This is a genomic window from Bradyrhizobium sp. WBAH42 (assembly GCF_024585265.1).
Lineage (GTDB): Bacteria > Pseudomonadota > Alphaproteobacteria > Rhizobiales > Xanthobacteraceae > Bradyrhizobium.
Map to the genome: position 1 here is coordinate 2,854,906 of NZ_CP036533.1, position 14,711 is coordinate 2,869,616.

Annotated in this window: 10 protein-coding genes; 3 read left to right on the top strand and 7 right to left on the bottom strand. The window is 65.4% G+C overall.

Annotation, left to right across the window (positions count from 1 at the left end):
- Window position 1: 1 nt before the first annotated feature.
- The gene (locus DCG74_RS13350; RefSeq protein WP_172786883.1) at window positions 2–1,948 is read right to left on the bottom strand and encodes a maltotransferase domain-containing protein; all 1,947 of its coding nucleotides are present in this window, start codon (window positions 1,946–1,948) and stop codon (window positions 2–4) included.
- Between the two features lie 204 nt (window positions 1,949–2,152).
- Here DCG74_RS13350 and malQ point away from each other — a divergent pair, with 204 nt between their 5' ends.
- On the top strand, window positions 2,153–4,114 hold the full coding sequence (gene malQ / locus DCG74_RS13355; RefSeq protein ID WP_172786882.1) for a 4-alpha-glucanotransferase: 1,962 nt from the start codon (window positions 2,153–2,155) through the stop codon (window positions 4,112–4,114).
- 30 nt (window positions 4,115–4,144) lie between these two features.
- The gene (locus DCG74_RS13360; protein WP_172786881.1) at window positions 4,145–5,944 is read left to right on the top strand and encodes a glycoside hydrolase family 15 protein; all 1,800 of its coding nucleotides are present in this window, start codon (window positions 4,145–4,147) and stop codon (window positions 5,942–5,944) included.
- Window positions 5,945–6,155: 211 nt separating this feature from the next.
- Here the strand turns inward: DCG74_RS13360 and DCG74_RS13365 are convergent, their stop codons facing one another.
- The 6 genes from DCG74_RS13365 to DCG74_RS13390 are packed head-to-tail and all read right to left on the bottom strand — an operon-like array spanning window position 6,156 to window position 13,636.
- Entirely contained in the window at window positions 6,156–6,968 is an 813-nt protein-coding gene (locus DCG74_RS13365; protein WP_172786880.1) for an HAD family hydrolase, read from the bottom strand.
- Window positions 6,965–7,507, bottom strand: coding sequence for a gluconokinase (locus DCG74_RS13370; RefSeq protein ID WP_172786879.1), 543 nt, complete (start codon window positions 7,505–7,507; stop codon window positions 6,965–6,967). The genes DCG74_RS13365 and DCG74_RS13370 overlap by 4 nt, the downstream gene beginning before the upstream one ends.
- Window positions 7,494–8,243 carry a 6-phosphogluconolactonase gene (pgl, locus tag DCG74_RS13375; protein WP_172786994.1) on the bottom strand — a complete coding sequence of 250 codons (750 nt, stop codon included), beginning with the start codon at window positions 8,241–8,243 and terminating at the stop codon, window positions 7,494–7,496. Before pgl ends, DCG74_RS13370 begins: the two co-directional genes overlap by 14 nt.
- A complete protein-coding gene (zwf, locus tag DCG74_RS13380) occupies window positions 8,243–9,754 on the bottom strand; it encodes a glucose-6-phosphate dehydrogenase (protein ID WP_172786878.1) in 1,512 nt (503 codons plus the stop codon). Before zwf ends, pgl begins: the two co-directional genes overlap by 1 nt.
- Window positions 9,755–9,783: 29 nt before the next feature.
- Entirely contained in the window at window positions 9,784–10,773 is a 990-nt protein-coding gene (gene gnd, locus DCG74_RS13385; protein WP_172786993.1) for a phosphogluconate dehydrogenase (NAD(+)-dependent, decarboxylating), read from the bottom strand.
- A 13-nt stretch (window positions 10,774–10,786) separates the two neighbouring features.
- Window positions 10,787–13,636 (bottom strand): bifunctional transaldolase/phosoglucose isomerase, encoded by a 2,850-nt coding sequence (locus tag DCG74_RS13390; protein WP_172786877.1) that lies wholly within the window; start codon window positions 13,634–13,636, stop codon window positions 10,787–10,789.
- Between the two features lie 327 nt (window positions 13,637–13,963).
- On the opposite strand from DCG74_RS13390, the gene DCG74_RS13395 reads away from it, so the two are divergent.
- Window positions 13,964–14,587 carry an STM3941 family protein gene (locus DCG74_RS13395; protein WP_172786876.1) on the top strand — a complete coding sequence of 208 codons (624 nt, stop codon included), beginning with the start codon at window positions 13,964–13,966 and terminating at the stop codon, window positions 14,585–14,587.
- Window positions 14,588–14,711: the final 124 nt, after the last annotated feature.

Below are 14,711 nucleotides of genomic sequence, written 5' to 3' on the forward strand. Positions count from 1 at the left end.
CTTACGCCAGGCAGCGGAACAGAAGTGCCGGATCGCGGTCGGGATCGATACGCAACTTGATGCCGCCCCATTCGATGCGGGATTGTTCGCCGGTGAGCAGGTTTTCGAGTGTCGTCACATGGTGACGCCGTCCGCCGACGTCAACGGTGAGATCACCGAGCGGCAGCCAGCATTCACGGACATGGCGCGCCAGCGCGATCACGACGACGACAATGTTGGCCGGATCGGCTGCCTCCTTGACGAAGGCGATGGTCTCGCCGTCCTCGATGGCGATAAAGCGCAAATTCGCGGTCTGCTGAAGCGCCGCGTTGTCGTTGCGGATGCGGTTGAGCGCCGCGATGTAGGGCTTGATGTTGCCGGGTCTGTCCCAGTCGCGCTGCCTGATCTGGTACTTCTCGGAATCCAGATATTCTTCGCGGCCGGGAATGGCGTCATGCTCCAGCAGCTCGAATCCGCTGTAGATGCCGTAATTGCCTGACAGCGTCGCCGCCAGCGCGACGCGCGACTTGAAGGCCCAGGCCTCTCCGCTCTGGAGGTGAAAGGGCAACAGGTCAGGCGTGTTGACGAACATGTGCGGACGATAGAAATCGCGCTCGGGATAGCGCGTCAGCTCGCCGAGATATTGCTGCAGCTCCCACCTCTCTGTGCGCCAGGGAAAGTACGTGAAGGACTGCGCGAAGCCGAGCTTGGCGAGACCCTTCATCAGCTTTGGCCGTGCATAGGTCTTGGAGAACAGGATCACGGCGGGATGACGGCGGCTTATGTCGCGGATCAGCCACTCCCAGAACGCAAGCGGCGCGGTGTCGTGATTGTCGATGGCGAAGATGGTCACGCCCTTGTCGATCCAGAACAGCATGGCATCGCGAAACGCGTTCCAAAGCCCGACGCGATCCACCGAATTGAAATCGGGGATGACGATGTCGGAATAGGGGCCGTCCGCCGCCTTCACCGAGCGGTCGGGCCGCCATTTGAACCATTCCGGATGCTGCGACAGCCAGGGATGATCCGGCGAGCACTGCACCGCGAAGTCCAGCGCAAGCTCGATCCCATACTCGAGACAGGTGGCGACCAGCGCGCGGAAGTCCTCGATCGTGCCGAGCTCCGGATGCAGCGCGTCGTGGCCGCCCTCGGCCGAGCCGATCGCATAGGGCGAGCCGGGATCGCCTTCACCGGCCACCGGCGCGTTGTTGCGACCCTTGCGGCTGGTCTTGCCGATGGGGTGGATCGGCGTGAAGTAGAGCACGTCAAAGCCCATCGCGGCGATGTCGGGAACGCGCGCGATGCAGTCGCGCAGCGTGCCATGCCGGCCCGGCCATGCGCCCTGGCTGCGCGGCATCATCTGATACCAGGCGCTGAAGCGCGCCTTGTCGCGGTCCGCGGTCAGCGGAAAGAATGGCGAGCGCGTCAGGTCCGGCCGCGACTGGCTCTCGGCCATGGCTTCGCCGAGCTCGGTCGCGAGCAGCGAGGTGATGTCGCCGTTCCTCAAATAGTCCTCGCACTGCCTGATGATGATCGCTGCGGCGTCCTGCTGCGCGCCATGCGCCTTGGTCAAAAGGCCGGCGCCCTCGATCGCATCGAGGCTGACATCGGCCCCGGTGCGCCGTTTTCGCGTGACGGCGTGCGACCAGGTGGCGAACTCGTCGGTCCAGGCTTCGATCGCGTAGACATATTGGCCGGGCTCGGGGGGCGTGAACGCGCCGGACCAGCGGTCATTGCCGTGATGGGTCATCGGCTCGCTCCGCCATTCGCGCTCCTGCTCTCCTCGCCAGATCAGCGCGGCTGATATCACGGCCTCGCCATCGCGGTAGATGTCGGCCCAGACCTCGATCCGTTCTCCCGCGATCCGCTTCACGGCGAAACGGCCGCCGTCGATCGCGGGATAAACGTCCTCGATCAGGAAAGCGCTGCCGGCCGCGGCACTTTCGACAGTTTGAATTGTCTTGTTCACGGTGATGCCATTGACAAGAAAGCAGGAGCCCGTTTCCCTTGGCGGGAACCCACGCTTGGTACCATTATAGAAAGCCGCTTGTGTGTCATTGGTTCCCTCGGGAACGGCAAGCGCAGTTTGCGAGTTACCCCTGACTAACCTCTTCCGTGATCTCGTTAAAATCGATGCCCCCGGCCAAACCATGGCCTGCAAGCTGCGTGCCGAATGGATCTTTTAGCTCAAGCCCGGATCAAGGGCGTTCAATCCGAATTCATCGATGCCCTCGGCAAGCTGCGGGTCACCGCGCCCGAGGCCCTCAAATCCATCCTCGACGCCCTGCCGGAGAAGCGGGTCTATCGCTTCGTCAGCGGGCCGGTCGTGGTGCGTGCCCTCGGACATCCGCGCACGGAATTAGCCTCGATCGGCGCCCCGCCGCTGCAATGGAAAATTTCCGGCAACGGCAATGTGATCGCGGCAGGCGAGACGCGCGAGCCCGTGATCGCCTGGCCCGCCGGCCTGGCGCTCGGCTATCACCGCCTGACGCTGACCGATGCCGAAGGTGCCAGCGAAGACGTGCCGATGATCGTGGCGCCCGAACGCTGCTTCGGCGGCGATTTCGATCGCGGCTGGCTGCTCGCCGTGCAGCTCTACAGCGTCCGCTCCGGCCGCAATTGGGGCATCGGCGATTTCACCGATCTCGCCGGCCTGGTCCGGCTCGCCAAGCAGCTCGGGGCCGACGGCGTCGGGCTCAATCCGCTGCATGTCCTGTTCGACGACCATCCGGCCGATTGCAGCCCCTATTCGCCGAACAGTCGGCTGTTCCTCAACCCGCTCTATATCGACGTCGAGGCGATACCTGAATTCTCGGCCGACCTCGTGCCCGACGCGGCCGCGACGGCCGCCCGTCTGCGCGAGGGCGATCGCGTCCCTTATACCGACATGGCGGCGCTGAAATGGCTGGGCCTGCGCGCGGCCTTCGACAGCTTTACGAAGAGCGCGAGCGGCGTCCGTCGCAATCAGTTCGATGCCTTCCGTGCAGAGCGCGCGCCGCTGTTGTCCCGCTTTGCCTGTTTCGAGGTGCTGCGACATCGCTTCACCACGCCCTGGTGGGAATGGCCGCAAGAGTGGCAGCAGCCGGATGAGGCGAAATTCGCCGAGCTGCGCAACGGTCCCGACAGGCGCGAGGTCGAGTTCGTCGAATTCGTGCAATGGACGGCCGACAGCCAGCTGCATGCGGCCAAGGAGCTCGCCAGCCAGCTCGGCATGCGCGTCGGGCTCTATCTCGACGTTGCCGTCGGCGTGCAGTCCAACGGCTTCGATGCCTGGAACGAGCAGACGGCGATCTCGCGTCATCTCGCGGTCGGCGCGCCGCCCGACGTGCTCAATACCATCGGCCAGGATTGGGGCCTTGCCGGCTTCAACGCCGGTGGGCTGGAAGCGCAGTCCTTCGTTCCCTTCGCCGACATGCTCGCGGCCTCGATGCGTCATGCCGGCGCCATCAGGCTCGATCACGTGCTCGGCCTGAAACGGCTTTATCTCGTGCCGCGCGGCTTCAAGCCCGACAACGGCGCCTATGTGCAGATGCCGTTCGAGGCGCTATTGGCTGCCGTGGCGCGCGAGAGCGCGGCCCATAAATGCATCGTGATCGGCGAGGACCTCGGCACCGTGCCGGAAGGTTTCCGCGAGATGATGCAGGATTTCGGCATCTGGTCCTATCTCGTCATGATGTTCGAGCGCGACGATGCCGGACATTTCCGCAATGTCGACCATTACCGGCCCAATGCGCTGGTGACGCTGAACACGCATGACCTGTCGACCTATGCCGGCTGGCGCTCCTTCAGCGATCTCAGGATGAAGCGCTCGCTCGGGCTCGATCCCGGCGAGAACGACCAGGCGCGCTGGGATGCGCTCGGCAGGCTCGACGAGATTCTGGGCCAGAACGGCATCAACGCCAACGATGTGTACTCCGTGCTCGCGTTCCTCTCGCGCACGCCCTCGCGGCTGCTTGCGGTGTCGCTGGAGGATCTGCTGGGCGTGATCGACCAGCCCAACATCCCCGGCACGATCGACGAGCATCCGAACTGGCGGCAGCGCCTTCCGGTCGCGCTCGACGAGATCGCGTCCAAGATCGATCTCGCAGCCTTGAAGGCCGCGACACGGGAACGTTCATTGCCCGGCGGGAGTTGAACGGCCGGGCATTGCTAGGCTCGCACGACATTGTCTCAGAGGATCGAAGACTATGCGCTGATCGGCGATTGCGAGACCGCGGCGCTGGTCGGGCGCAACGGCTCGATCGACTGGCTGTGCTGGCCCGCCTTCGATTCCGACGCCTGCTTCGCCGCCATTCTCGGCACCCACAAGAACGGGCGCTGGCTGATCGCGCCATGCGAGGACGCGACCGGCATCTCGCGGCGCTATCACGATAATACCCTCATCCTCGAAACGCGATTCGAGACGAACAGCGGCACGGTTGCGCTGATCGACTTCATGCCGCCGCGCGGCAAGGCGTCCGACATCGTGCGGCTGGTGCGCGGCCTCGGGGGCACCGTGAAGATGCGGATGGAGCTCGTGATCCGCTTTGGCTTCGGCGCCGACATTCCCTGGGTGCGGCGGATGGATCATTCGCTGCTGGCAATCTGCGGCCAGGACATGACGGTGCTGCGAACACCCGTCGACACCCGCGGCGAGGATCTGACGACGATTGCCGAATTCGAGGTCGGCGCGGACCAGACCGTGCCCTTCGTGCTGACCTACGGCCCCTCGCATATCGAGCCGCCCGCGCCGATCGATCCCGAGGTCGCGCTCCAGGAGACCGAAACGTTCTGGCGCGATTGGTGCGGCCACTGCACCCGCGACGGCGACTACCAAGACCTCATCCTGCGCTCGCTGATCACGCTGAAGGCGCTGACCTTCGCTCCGACCGGCGGCATCGTCGCGGCACCCACCACGTCCTTGCCGGAAAAGCTCGGTGGCAGCAGGAACTGGGACTACCGCTTCTGCTGGCTGCGCGATGCCACCTTCACGCTGCTGGCGCTGATGAACTCGGGCTACACCGAAGAAGCCTCGGCCTGGCACAATTGGCTGCTGCGCGCGGCGGCCGGCTCGCCTTCGAACATGCAGATCATGTACGGCATCTGGGGCCAGCGGCGGCTCCTGGAATGGGAGGCGGCCTGGCTCGCCGGCTACGAGGGCGCGCTGCCAGTGCGGGTCGGCAATGCCGCCCACGCCCAGCTCCAGCTCGACGTCTACGGCGAACTGATCGACGCCTTCCATCAATCGCGCATGGCCAAACTCAAGCTCGACGACGAGAGTTGGGCGCTGGAATGCGCCGTGCTCAATCATCTCGCCGAGGTCTGGGACCAACCCGATCACGGCATCTGGGAGCGGCGCGGCCAGCCCAGGCACTACGTGTTCTCCAAGGTGATGACCTGGGTCGCCTTCGACCGCGGCATCAAGAGCGCCGAGACCTTCGGCTTCAAGGCGCCGCTCCTGCACTGGCGCACCTTGCGCGATGCGATCCACCGCGACGTCTGCACCAGGGGCTTTGACGCGGAGGTGGGCGCCTTCGTCGAATCCTACGGCACGAAGCTGCTCGATGCCAGCGTGCTGCTGCTGCCGGCCGTCGGCTTCCTGCCGGCGTCGGACCCGCGCATCTGCGGCACCATCGCCGCCGTCGAGAGATGCCTGATGCGCGACGGTTTCGTGCTGCGGCACGATCCGCGCGAGCTGCCTCCGGGACAGCCGCCGCTCGAAGGCGCGTTCCTGGCCTGCAGCCTCTGGCTCGCCGATGCCTATGTGCTGTCGGGTGATCTCGACAAGGCGCAGGAATTGTTCGATCGCGTGGTCGGCGTCGCCAATGACGTCGGGCTGCTCGCCGAGGAATACGATTCCGTCGCCCGCCGCCAAACCGGCAATTTCCCGCAGGCGCTGACCCACATCGCGCTGGTCAACACGGCGCACAATCTGTCGGCAGCACGGCAGAAGAGCGAGAAGCCGGCGATGCAGCGGTCGAAGTAGTAGCAAGAGCCGTCAGGCTCTTTTGCCTCCACAAGGACGGTGCTCCCCTCTCCCGCTTGCGGGAGAGGGTTGGGGAGAGGGCTCTTCTCCGCTGGGCGAGAACCCCCAAGAGGAGAGAACCCTCACCCGCCGCGCGGGACGATGCTTCGCATCGTCCGGGACGCGGCGACCTCTCCCGCAAGCGGGAGAGGTGACCCGACTGGCAGCCCGTCTAGCCAACCCCATTCCGCGTCAAGATCATCTCCATCGCCTCGGCAAAGCCGTCCTGCTCGTTGCTCGCAGTGACATGCGTGGCCTCGTCCTTGACATTGTCGGCGGCGTTGCCCATCGCGATCGAGGTGCCGCTGACGCGGAACATCGCGAGATCGTTCTGCATGTCGCCGATGGTGGCAACCGCGTCGGTCGAGATGCCCAAGCGCTGGGCCATGGCCTGCACGAACGTGCCCTTGTTGAAGCCGGGCGGGGTAACGTCGAGATAATAGGTCTGCGAGCGCACCGCGGTGGCCTCACTGCCGAGCGCTTCCTGCATCGCCTTCTCGCAAGCGGCGAGCCCGGCCGCATCGGCGCTGGCGCCGACGATCTTGCAGGCGCTCGCAAGATAGGGCGAAAAGTCGGTCACGATGGTCGGATCGGCGCGGATCGTGTGCTGCTCGTGCGCGACGTAGCTGCCGCTGGGATTGTCGATCAGCCATTTGTCGGTGGTGAACAGCCAGATGTCGGCGCCGTAGTCGCGCAGGATCTGCAAGGCGCGCTCGGCCGCGCGCGCCGGAATCAGGTGCTGCTCGACCGGCCGCATCTCGGGATCGACGATCGAGGAGCCGTTGAACGGGCCGACCGGCAGCCACAGCGCCAGCGGCTCGATCAAAAAGCGCATGCCGATCGCCGGCCGGCTGGAGGTGATGGTGAAGCCGATGCCGGCCTGGTGCAGCCGCTGCACCGCGCGTCTTGCGCGCTCGGTCAGCGTCTTGTCCTTGGTCAGCAGCGTGCCGTCGACGTCGGAGACCACGAGTGAGATTTGCGTCATGGCAAGACCTTGGGTATTGCGCCGCCCAGCTTCAATTGCCGCACGATGCCGTCCACGATCGCCTCGACGGTCTCGTCGATCGAGACGGTGATGACGTGCTCGCCCGCCTCCGGCGGCTCCAGCGTCTCGAACTGGCTGGTCAACAGTCCGGGCGGCATGAAATGTCCCTTGCGCTGTGCGAGCCGCTCGGCGATCACCTCCTTGGTGCCCTTCAGGAACACGAAGCGGACGTCGTCGCGGCCGCGCAGCAGCACGTCGCGATAGGCGTGCTTCAGCGCCGAGCAGGCGATGATGACGTGCCCGCCGCGTCCGCACACCAGCGCGATCTCGTCGGCGATGGCATTCAGCCAGGGCCAGCGGTCTTCGTCGGTGAGGGGATGTCCGGCCCGCATCTTCTCGACATTGCTGGCGGGATGGAAGCTGTCGCCGTCCTCGAAACGCCAGCCCAGGCGCTCGCCGAGCGCCTTCGCAACCGTGCTCTTGCCCGAACCCGACACGCCCATCACGATCAATGCACAAGGTGCTTCAGCGCGGCCCACGAATTTCCTCCGGAAGCGCGGCCTTGTCGACCAGCCAGACGGTCTCGCCGTTCGAGCGCGCGCGTAAGGCCGGCAGATTCTCGCCATTGACGAGGCGCGTCAAGATCGGCTGCTTGTCGTGCCCGGCAATCTCGAACAGCATCTCGCGGCAGGAGGCCAAAGCGGGCAGGGTGAGCGAGACCCGCGGCACGAACGGCGCGACGTTCGCCTTGGGCACGCCGACGACCCAGCGTCGGGTCTCCTCGATCTCGGGGTAACCGGGAAACAGCGAGGCGGTGTGGCCGTCCGGCCCCGCGCCCATCAGGACGAGATCGAACAGCGGGCGGGCCGGATCGAGCTGGTCTGCGCCATAGAAGGCCTGCAGCTCGCGCGCATAGGCTGCCGCGGCGGCATCGGGATTGTCAGCCGTGGTCGGGATCGGGTGGATATGGCCGGCGGGCGCATCGCGGTCGAGAAAGGTCGCGCGCGCGACCGCCATGTTGTTGAGGGGATCGCTTTCAGGCACGAAGCGCTCGTCGCCGATGAACCAGTGCACGCGGTCCCACGGAATCCTGCTGCGCCAGGCCTCGCTGCCGAGCAACTGATACAGCTTCTTCGGGCTGGAGCCGCCGGTGAGGCAGACCGCGATGCGGCCGGGATTGGCCGCAATCCGCGCCATCACCCGTTCGGCCGCGGCGCGGGCGAGAGCTTCGGCATCGGCCTCGACGATCAGCTTCGGCTGCTCGGCCAGAGCCATCACGAGTACTTCCGCCAGCTGCGCCCGTCGCGCCGGAGCAGCTCGTCGGCGCAGGCAGGGCCGTCGCTGCCGGCTTCATAGGTTTCGATGCCGTTGGTGCCCGCGCTCTTCCAGGCGTCCAGGAACGGCTGCACGGCCTGCCATCCGGCCTCGACACCGTCCGCGCGCTGGAACAGGATGTTGTCGCCGATCATGCAGTCGTAGATCAGCGTCTCGTAGCCGGTCGAGGGATCGGCGCGGAAATAGTCGCCGTAGCGGAACTTCATCTCGACACCATCGATGGTGACGCTCGGCCCCGGGACCTTGGCGTTGAACTGGAGCTCGATCGTCTCGGTCGGGGCGATGCCGATGGTGAGGAAGTTCTGCGACAGCCGGTCGACGTCCGTGCCTGAAAACATCGACAGCGGCGCCTGCTTGAACTTGATCGCGACCTCGGTGCGCTTGTGCTTGAGCGCCTTGCCGGTGCGCAAATAGAACGGCACGCCGGCCCAGCGCCAATTGTCGATCATCAGCTTCAGCGCGACATAGGTCTCGGTGGTGCTGCCAGGCTTGACGTCCGCGGTCTTGCGATAGTCCGTGATCTCGTCGTCGCCGATGCGGCCGGCGAGATATTGCGCGCGCACCGAATTCTTCAGCGCCTCTTCCCGGCTGGGCTGCTGGATCGCGGTGAGCACGTCCGCCTTCTCGGAGCGCACGGAATGTGCGTCGAAGCGGGCGGGCGGCTCCATCGCGACCAGCGACATCAGCTGGAACAGGTGGTTCGGCACCATGTCGCGCAGCGCGCCGGTGGCATCGTAGAAGCCGCCGCGGTGGCCGACGCCGAGCTTCTCCTCCACGGTGATCTGGATGTGGTCGATGTGGTTGCGATTCCAGATCGGCTCGAACATGCCGTTGGCAAACCGCAGCACCAGGATGTTCTGCACCGTTTCCTTGCCGAGATAATGGTCGATCCGGTAAATCTGGTGCTCGTCCATGATCTTCAGCAGCTCGGCATTCAGCGCGCGGGCCGAGGCAAGGTCGGTGCCGAACGGCTTCTCGATCACGAGCCGCCGCCAGGCGCCGTTCTCCTTCATCATGCCGGTGCGGCCGAGCTCCCGCGCGGTCGGCGCGAACGCGGCGGGCGGCGTCGCCAGATAGAACAGCCGGTTGCCGCCGGTGTCCTGCGCGCATTCCAGCGAATCCAGATGCTGGTGCAGGCGATCGAAGGAGGGCGGATCCTTCGGATCGGCCTCGACGAAGGTCACGCATTCCAGCAGCCTCGTCGCGATGTCGTCGTCGACGGGGCGCGTCGCAAATTGCCGCAAGCCCTTCAGCAGGCTGTCGCGCAGCTCCTCATCGGACTGGCCCCTGCGGGCGACGCCGACGACGCAGAATTTTTCCGGCAACAGATGCTCGGCGGCCAGATTGTAGAGCGACGGCATCACCAGACGATGGGTGAGATCGCCGGTGACGCCAAAGATGACGAAGGCGCAATTTTCCGGCTTGCGCTTTGGCTGCGGGTCTTTTGTCACGAATAGTCGGCCTTCGCTTGGTTCACTCGTTACTTTGGCTTCGCCGCGCCCGGCTCCTTGTGCCCGCCGAACCCTGCACGCATCGCGGAGAGAATTTTTTCGGCGAAGGTGTGTTCCTTGCGGGACCGGAAACGTGTGTAGAGCGCCGCGGTCAGGACCTCGGCCGGCACGGCCTCGTCGATCGCGGCATTCACGGTCCAGCGTCCTTCGCCGGAATCCTCCACGAAGCCGGAATATTCGGCAAGTTGCGGACTGTCGGCGAGCGCAGTCGAGGTGAGGTCGAGCAGCCAGGATGGAATCACGCTGCCGCGCCGCCAGACTTCGGCGATGTCGGCGAGATCGAAATCGTAGCGGTGATCTGCCGGCAGGGCCTCGATATTGGCGTTCTTGAGGATGTCGAAACCTTCGGCATAGGCCTGCATCAGGCCGTATTCGATGCCGTTGTGGATCATCTTGACGAAGTGCCCGGCGCCGACGGGGCCGGCGTGAATGTAGCCCTGCTCGATGCGGGGATCGCGGCCGTCGCGCCCCGGCGTGCGCGGAATGTCGCCGGCGCCCGGCGCGAGCGCCGCGAAGATCGGATCGAGCCGGTCGACCACCTGCTTCTCGCCGCCGATCATCATGCAGTAACCGCGGTCGAGCCCCCAGACGCCGCCCGAGGTGCCGACATCGACATAATGGATGCCGCGCGCCTTCAGCGCCTTGCCGCGGCGGACGTCGTCCTGCCAAAAGGTGTTGCCGCCGTCGATGATGACGTCGCCTTCCTGCATCACGCCGGCGATCGTCTCGATCGTGGTCTCGGTGATGCGTCCAGCCGGCAGCATCACCCAGGCCGTGCGCGGCCGCTCCAGCTTGGCGACGAACTCTTCCAGCGTCGCCGAGCCGACCGCGCCGTCTGCGGCAAGGCCGGCGACGGCCTTCGCATCCTTGTCGTAGACCACCGTCGAATGCCCGTGGCGCATCAGGCGGCGAACGATGTTGCCGCCCATTCGGCCGAGGCCGATCATGCCGAGTTGCATCTGCATCATTCCTTTAGTTCAGCGCGTCGTTGAGCGCCGCATTGAGCGCGGCGAGGCCTTTCTTGAGCCCGCCCTTCAGGTGCACGCGCAACGCGCGCCGGCCGCGCTCCGTCAGCACGTCGAAATCGCCGCGCGCCTGCGCCGCCTTGATCACGCCGAAGCTCGCCTTCTGGCCCGGCACAGGCAGGTCCTTGGCATCGTCCGCGGTGATCTGGAGGAACACGCCGCTGTCGGGCCCGCCCTTGTAAGCCTGTCCCGTCGAGTGCAGGAAGCGCGGGCCGAACTCGGCGCAGGTCGCGACGTGCCGCTTCTCGCGCACCTCGAGCCGCATCGCCTGGAGCGCGTCGATCGTGGCTTTGTCGCGCGCGATGTAGCCGAGCAGGGCGACGTAGTCTCCATCGCTGGATCGCGACAGATGCGCCTTCAGCCAGGAGCTGAGATCGCCATTGGCGCCGGCGGCGCGCAGCGCCGTGGCATTGGCCTCGTCGGTGTAGAGATCGGCGTCCTTGGTGCTGACCACCGGCTCTTCGGCCGGCAGCTTGCCGGTCTTCTCGAACGCGGCCGTGAGCTCGCGGGTCTTGATCTTGGCCGCTTCCACGTCGGGCTGGTCGAACGGGTTGATGCCGAGAATGCTGCCGGCCACGGCGGTTGCCATCTCGAAGCGGAAGAATTCCTGGCCGAGATGCTCGATCGACTTCATGACGATGCGCACCACGGGATGACCCGCCGCCTCGATCGCGGCAAGCTGGGAATCGTGTGCGGCGTCCGCTTCGCCTTCGACACGGATGTCGATGAAGAAGCGGTCATTGCCGTAAACGGAGGGATCGCCCAGCGGCTCGCCCTCGATCGGGATCAGGCCCTTGCCCTCCTTGCCGGTCGATTCCGCGATCAGCTGCTCGGCCCAGGCGCCGAAATCGGCGATCTTCCTCGACGCAAGGATCGTCACCTTGTCGCGGCCTTCGAGTCCCGCGAGACCCATGGCAAGGCCGAGCTGCACGCCCGGATTTTCGGACGGCGGCACGTCCGGGCCACAGGAGCGGGCCATCGCCAGCGCATGCTTGACGAAGGTCTTGACGTCGATGCCCGCGGTCGCCGCCGGCACCAGCCCGAACGGTGAGAGCACCGAATAGCGCCCGCCGATCGAGGGCTCGCCATGGAAGACGCGGGCATAGTTCAGCTGCTTCGCCGCCTTCTCCAGCGACGAGCCGGGATCGGTCACCGCGATGAAGCGATGGCCGGTCTTCACCTTTGCCCCCACCGCCTTGGCGACCTGCTCATGGAAATAGTCCTTCATCGCGTTCGGCTCGGTGGTGCCGCCGGACTTGCTGGAGACGATGAAGACGGTGTTGGTGATGTCGATCTTCGCCTCCATCGCCCGGACCTGCGCCGGGTCGGTGGAATCGAGCACGTGCAGCTTGGGGAAGCCGGGCTTCTTGCCGAAGGTCTCGGCCAGCACCTCGGGGCCGAGGCTGGATCCGCCCATGCCGAGCACGACGGCGTCGGAGAATTGCTGCCCCTTCACGCGGCCGGCATAGTCCTCGTAATCGGCAATGTCGGCCTGGTGCGGGCTGTCGAGCCAGCCCAGCCATTTGTCCTCGTCCGCACCGGTCCAGACCGATTTGTCGCGCTGCCACAGCCTGCGGATCCTGGCCGACGCCCGCCACTCCTCGGTGGTCTTGGCCAGCGCCTTGCCGAGCCCGTCGCCCAGCGAAAGCTGCTGGCGGTCGAGTGCGGGCCCGAGCACGACCGCGCGCTTGCGGGCGACGGCGCCGTAGAGCTTGTCGGCGGCATCCGCAAACAGCTTGACGCCGTCCTTGACCAGCTCCTCGGTGATCGCATCGAGCGAGATGCCGGAGCGCTCCAGCTCCTCCAGCACGCGCTTCGCGTCCTCGACATTCTCCTCCAGACTGTCGCGCGGCTTGCCGTGGTCGCGGAACGCATCCAGCGTTGCCGGCGGCACGGTGTTGATGGTGTCGGGACCGATCAGCTCCTCGACGTAGAGGACGTCGCTGTAGTCCTTGTTCTTGGTGCCGGTCGAGGCCCACAGCATGCGCTGCGGCTTGGCGCCCTTGGCGGCAAGCTTCTCCCAGCGGGGGCCTGAGAACAGGCGCTTGTAGTCCTGGTAGGCGAGCTTGGCGTTGGCGATCGCGACCTTGCCCTTGAGCGCGGCGAGTCGCTCCTTCTCGGACGGATCGTTGGCGCGGGCGATCTTCTCGTCCAGCTGCTTGTCGACCACCGAATCGATCCGGCTGACGAAGAAGCTGGCGACGCTGGCCACGTGCGAGGGATCGCCGCCGCCGGCGACGTAGGTCTCGAGACCGGCGATGTAGGCCTCCGCCACCTCGAGATAGACGGCCTTGGAGAACAGCAGCGTGATGTTGATGCTGATGCCCTCGCTGATCAGCTGCTCGATCGCCGGCAGACCCTCCGGTGTCGCCGGCACCTTCACCATCAGGTTCTTGCGACTAACGTCCTTCCAGAGCCGCCGCGCCTCCGCGATCGTGCCTGATGTGTCCATGGCGAGATAGGGCGACACCTCCAGGCTGACATAACCGTCGCCACCCTTGAGGCGGTCATAGACCGGGCGCAGCACGTCGGCGGCGTTCTGGATGTCCTCGACCGCGACGGCCTCGAACAAATCGGCCACATTGCGGTCGCCGCGCTTCAGCGCCTTGCCGATCGGGGCGTCGTATTCGTCCGAGCTGCCGATCGCCTTCTCGAAGATCGATGGATTGGAGGTGACGCCTTTGACGCCGTCGGTGTCGATCAGCCGCTTCAGGTCGCCCTTGGCGATGAAGCCGCGGGCCAGGAAGTCGAGCCAGACCGCTTGTCCGTGCTTTTCCAGTTCTTTGACGGGATTCATGATGCTTATTTATCTCCAAGCCTGCGGGCGAGGGGTTTTCGCGCCGGTCCTGACGCGCTATCCTCTAGCTTACATGCACCCGGGAGGGAACCAATCAAGGGTATGGGAGTCATACCCTCCAGTGTAACTCCGTCGCGATCATGGCGATCCAGGCGGGCAGGGCTATGTTGCGTAAAAGTCGTTGGCCAGAGGACAGGGCCGAGGTCTCCTTGCGTAATGTCAGCCGTCGCGCCGCGTCGGCCAGTGGTTGCGTAGAGTGCCACCGGCGGATTTCGATCCGCCGTCGCATCGTGGCTCGGCCGCGAATGGCCATGCTGGGGGAAGAGCATGTACGCCAATAAGAAGAAAGGTCTGGCCGTCGCCGACAGCCAGCCAGCGGTTGCGTCGGTCAGCATCGACGCATCGCGCGATCTCGAAATCAACCGCTGCGTGACGCAGCTGCGGCTGCTGGTCGCGGCGGGCTTTGCCATGACCCTGCTCAGTGCGAGCCTTGCCTTCGACTGGTGGGACGGGCCCGGCGGCTACGATACGATGGTCGGTTATGCCGGCGTCGTCGTGTTTGGCCTGGTCACCTCCTGGCTGATCTGGATGCTTCCCGCCGAACGAGGAGCGGTGGTGGTCGTCACCCCCTACGGCATCCGCGATCTCCGTATCGGCAATGAATTTCTCCTCTGGGAATCGATCGCGGAGATTTCGGCTGAAGAAAGCCGCGGCCACAAGGCGATCGTGCTCACGCCCTCGCCGGCGCTGCAGCGCCAACTGTCCGCCATCCCGACCCTGGCCCGTCGCGCGCAGGATGGCCGCATCGTCATCCGCTCGGAGGGCCTAGCGACCGATTTTGATACATTGCTGCGCGCTTGTCGCGACTTCCACGCTGGCATCAGCGCGCGCACCGCATTGCAGCAGGAAGATGAACGGCGGCCGCAAGGCTTCGCCGTACAAGCGTCATAAGATCGCCGCTCCCGGACCGCTATGCTGCATCGCCGGATGGGGTCATATCCGGGAACGCCCGGATGTGGCGACCGAGTGACATTTTCTGGAAATGAGCCAGAATAGACAGAGATTCGCACAAATT

What these genes read in the sequence shown, in the direction of transcription:
- malQ (WP_172786882.1), top strand. Translation starts at nt 2,153, where the DNA reads ATGGATCTTTTAGCTCAAGCCCGGATCAAGGGCGTTCAATCCGAATTC.
- DCG74_RS13365 (WP_172786880.1), bottom strand. Translation starts at nt 6,968, where the DNA reads ATGACGCAAATCTCACTCGTGGTCTCCGACGTCGACGGCACGCTGCTG.
- pgl (WP_172786994.1), bottom strand. Translation starts at nt 8,243, where the DNA reads ATGGCTCTGGCCGAGCAGCCGAAGCTGATCGTCGAGGCCGATGCCGAA.
- gnd (WP_172786993.1), bottom strand. Translation starts at nt 10,773, where the DNA reads ATGCAACTCGGCATGATCGGCCTCGGCCGAATGGGCGGCAACATCGTT.
- DCG74_RS13390 (WP_172786877.1), bottom strand. Translation starts at nt 13,636, where the DNA reads ATGAATCCCGTCAAAGAACTGGAAAAGCACGGACAAGCGGTCTGGCTC.
- DCG74_RS13395 (WP_172786876.1), top strand. Translation starts at nt 13,964, where the DNA reads ATGTACGCCAATAAGAAGAAAGGTCTGGCCGTCGCCGACAGCCAGCCA.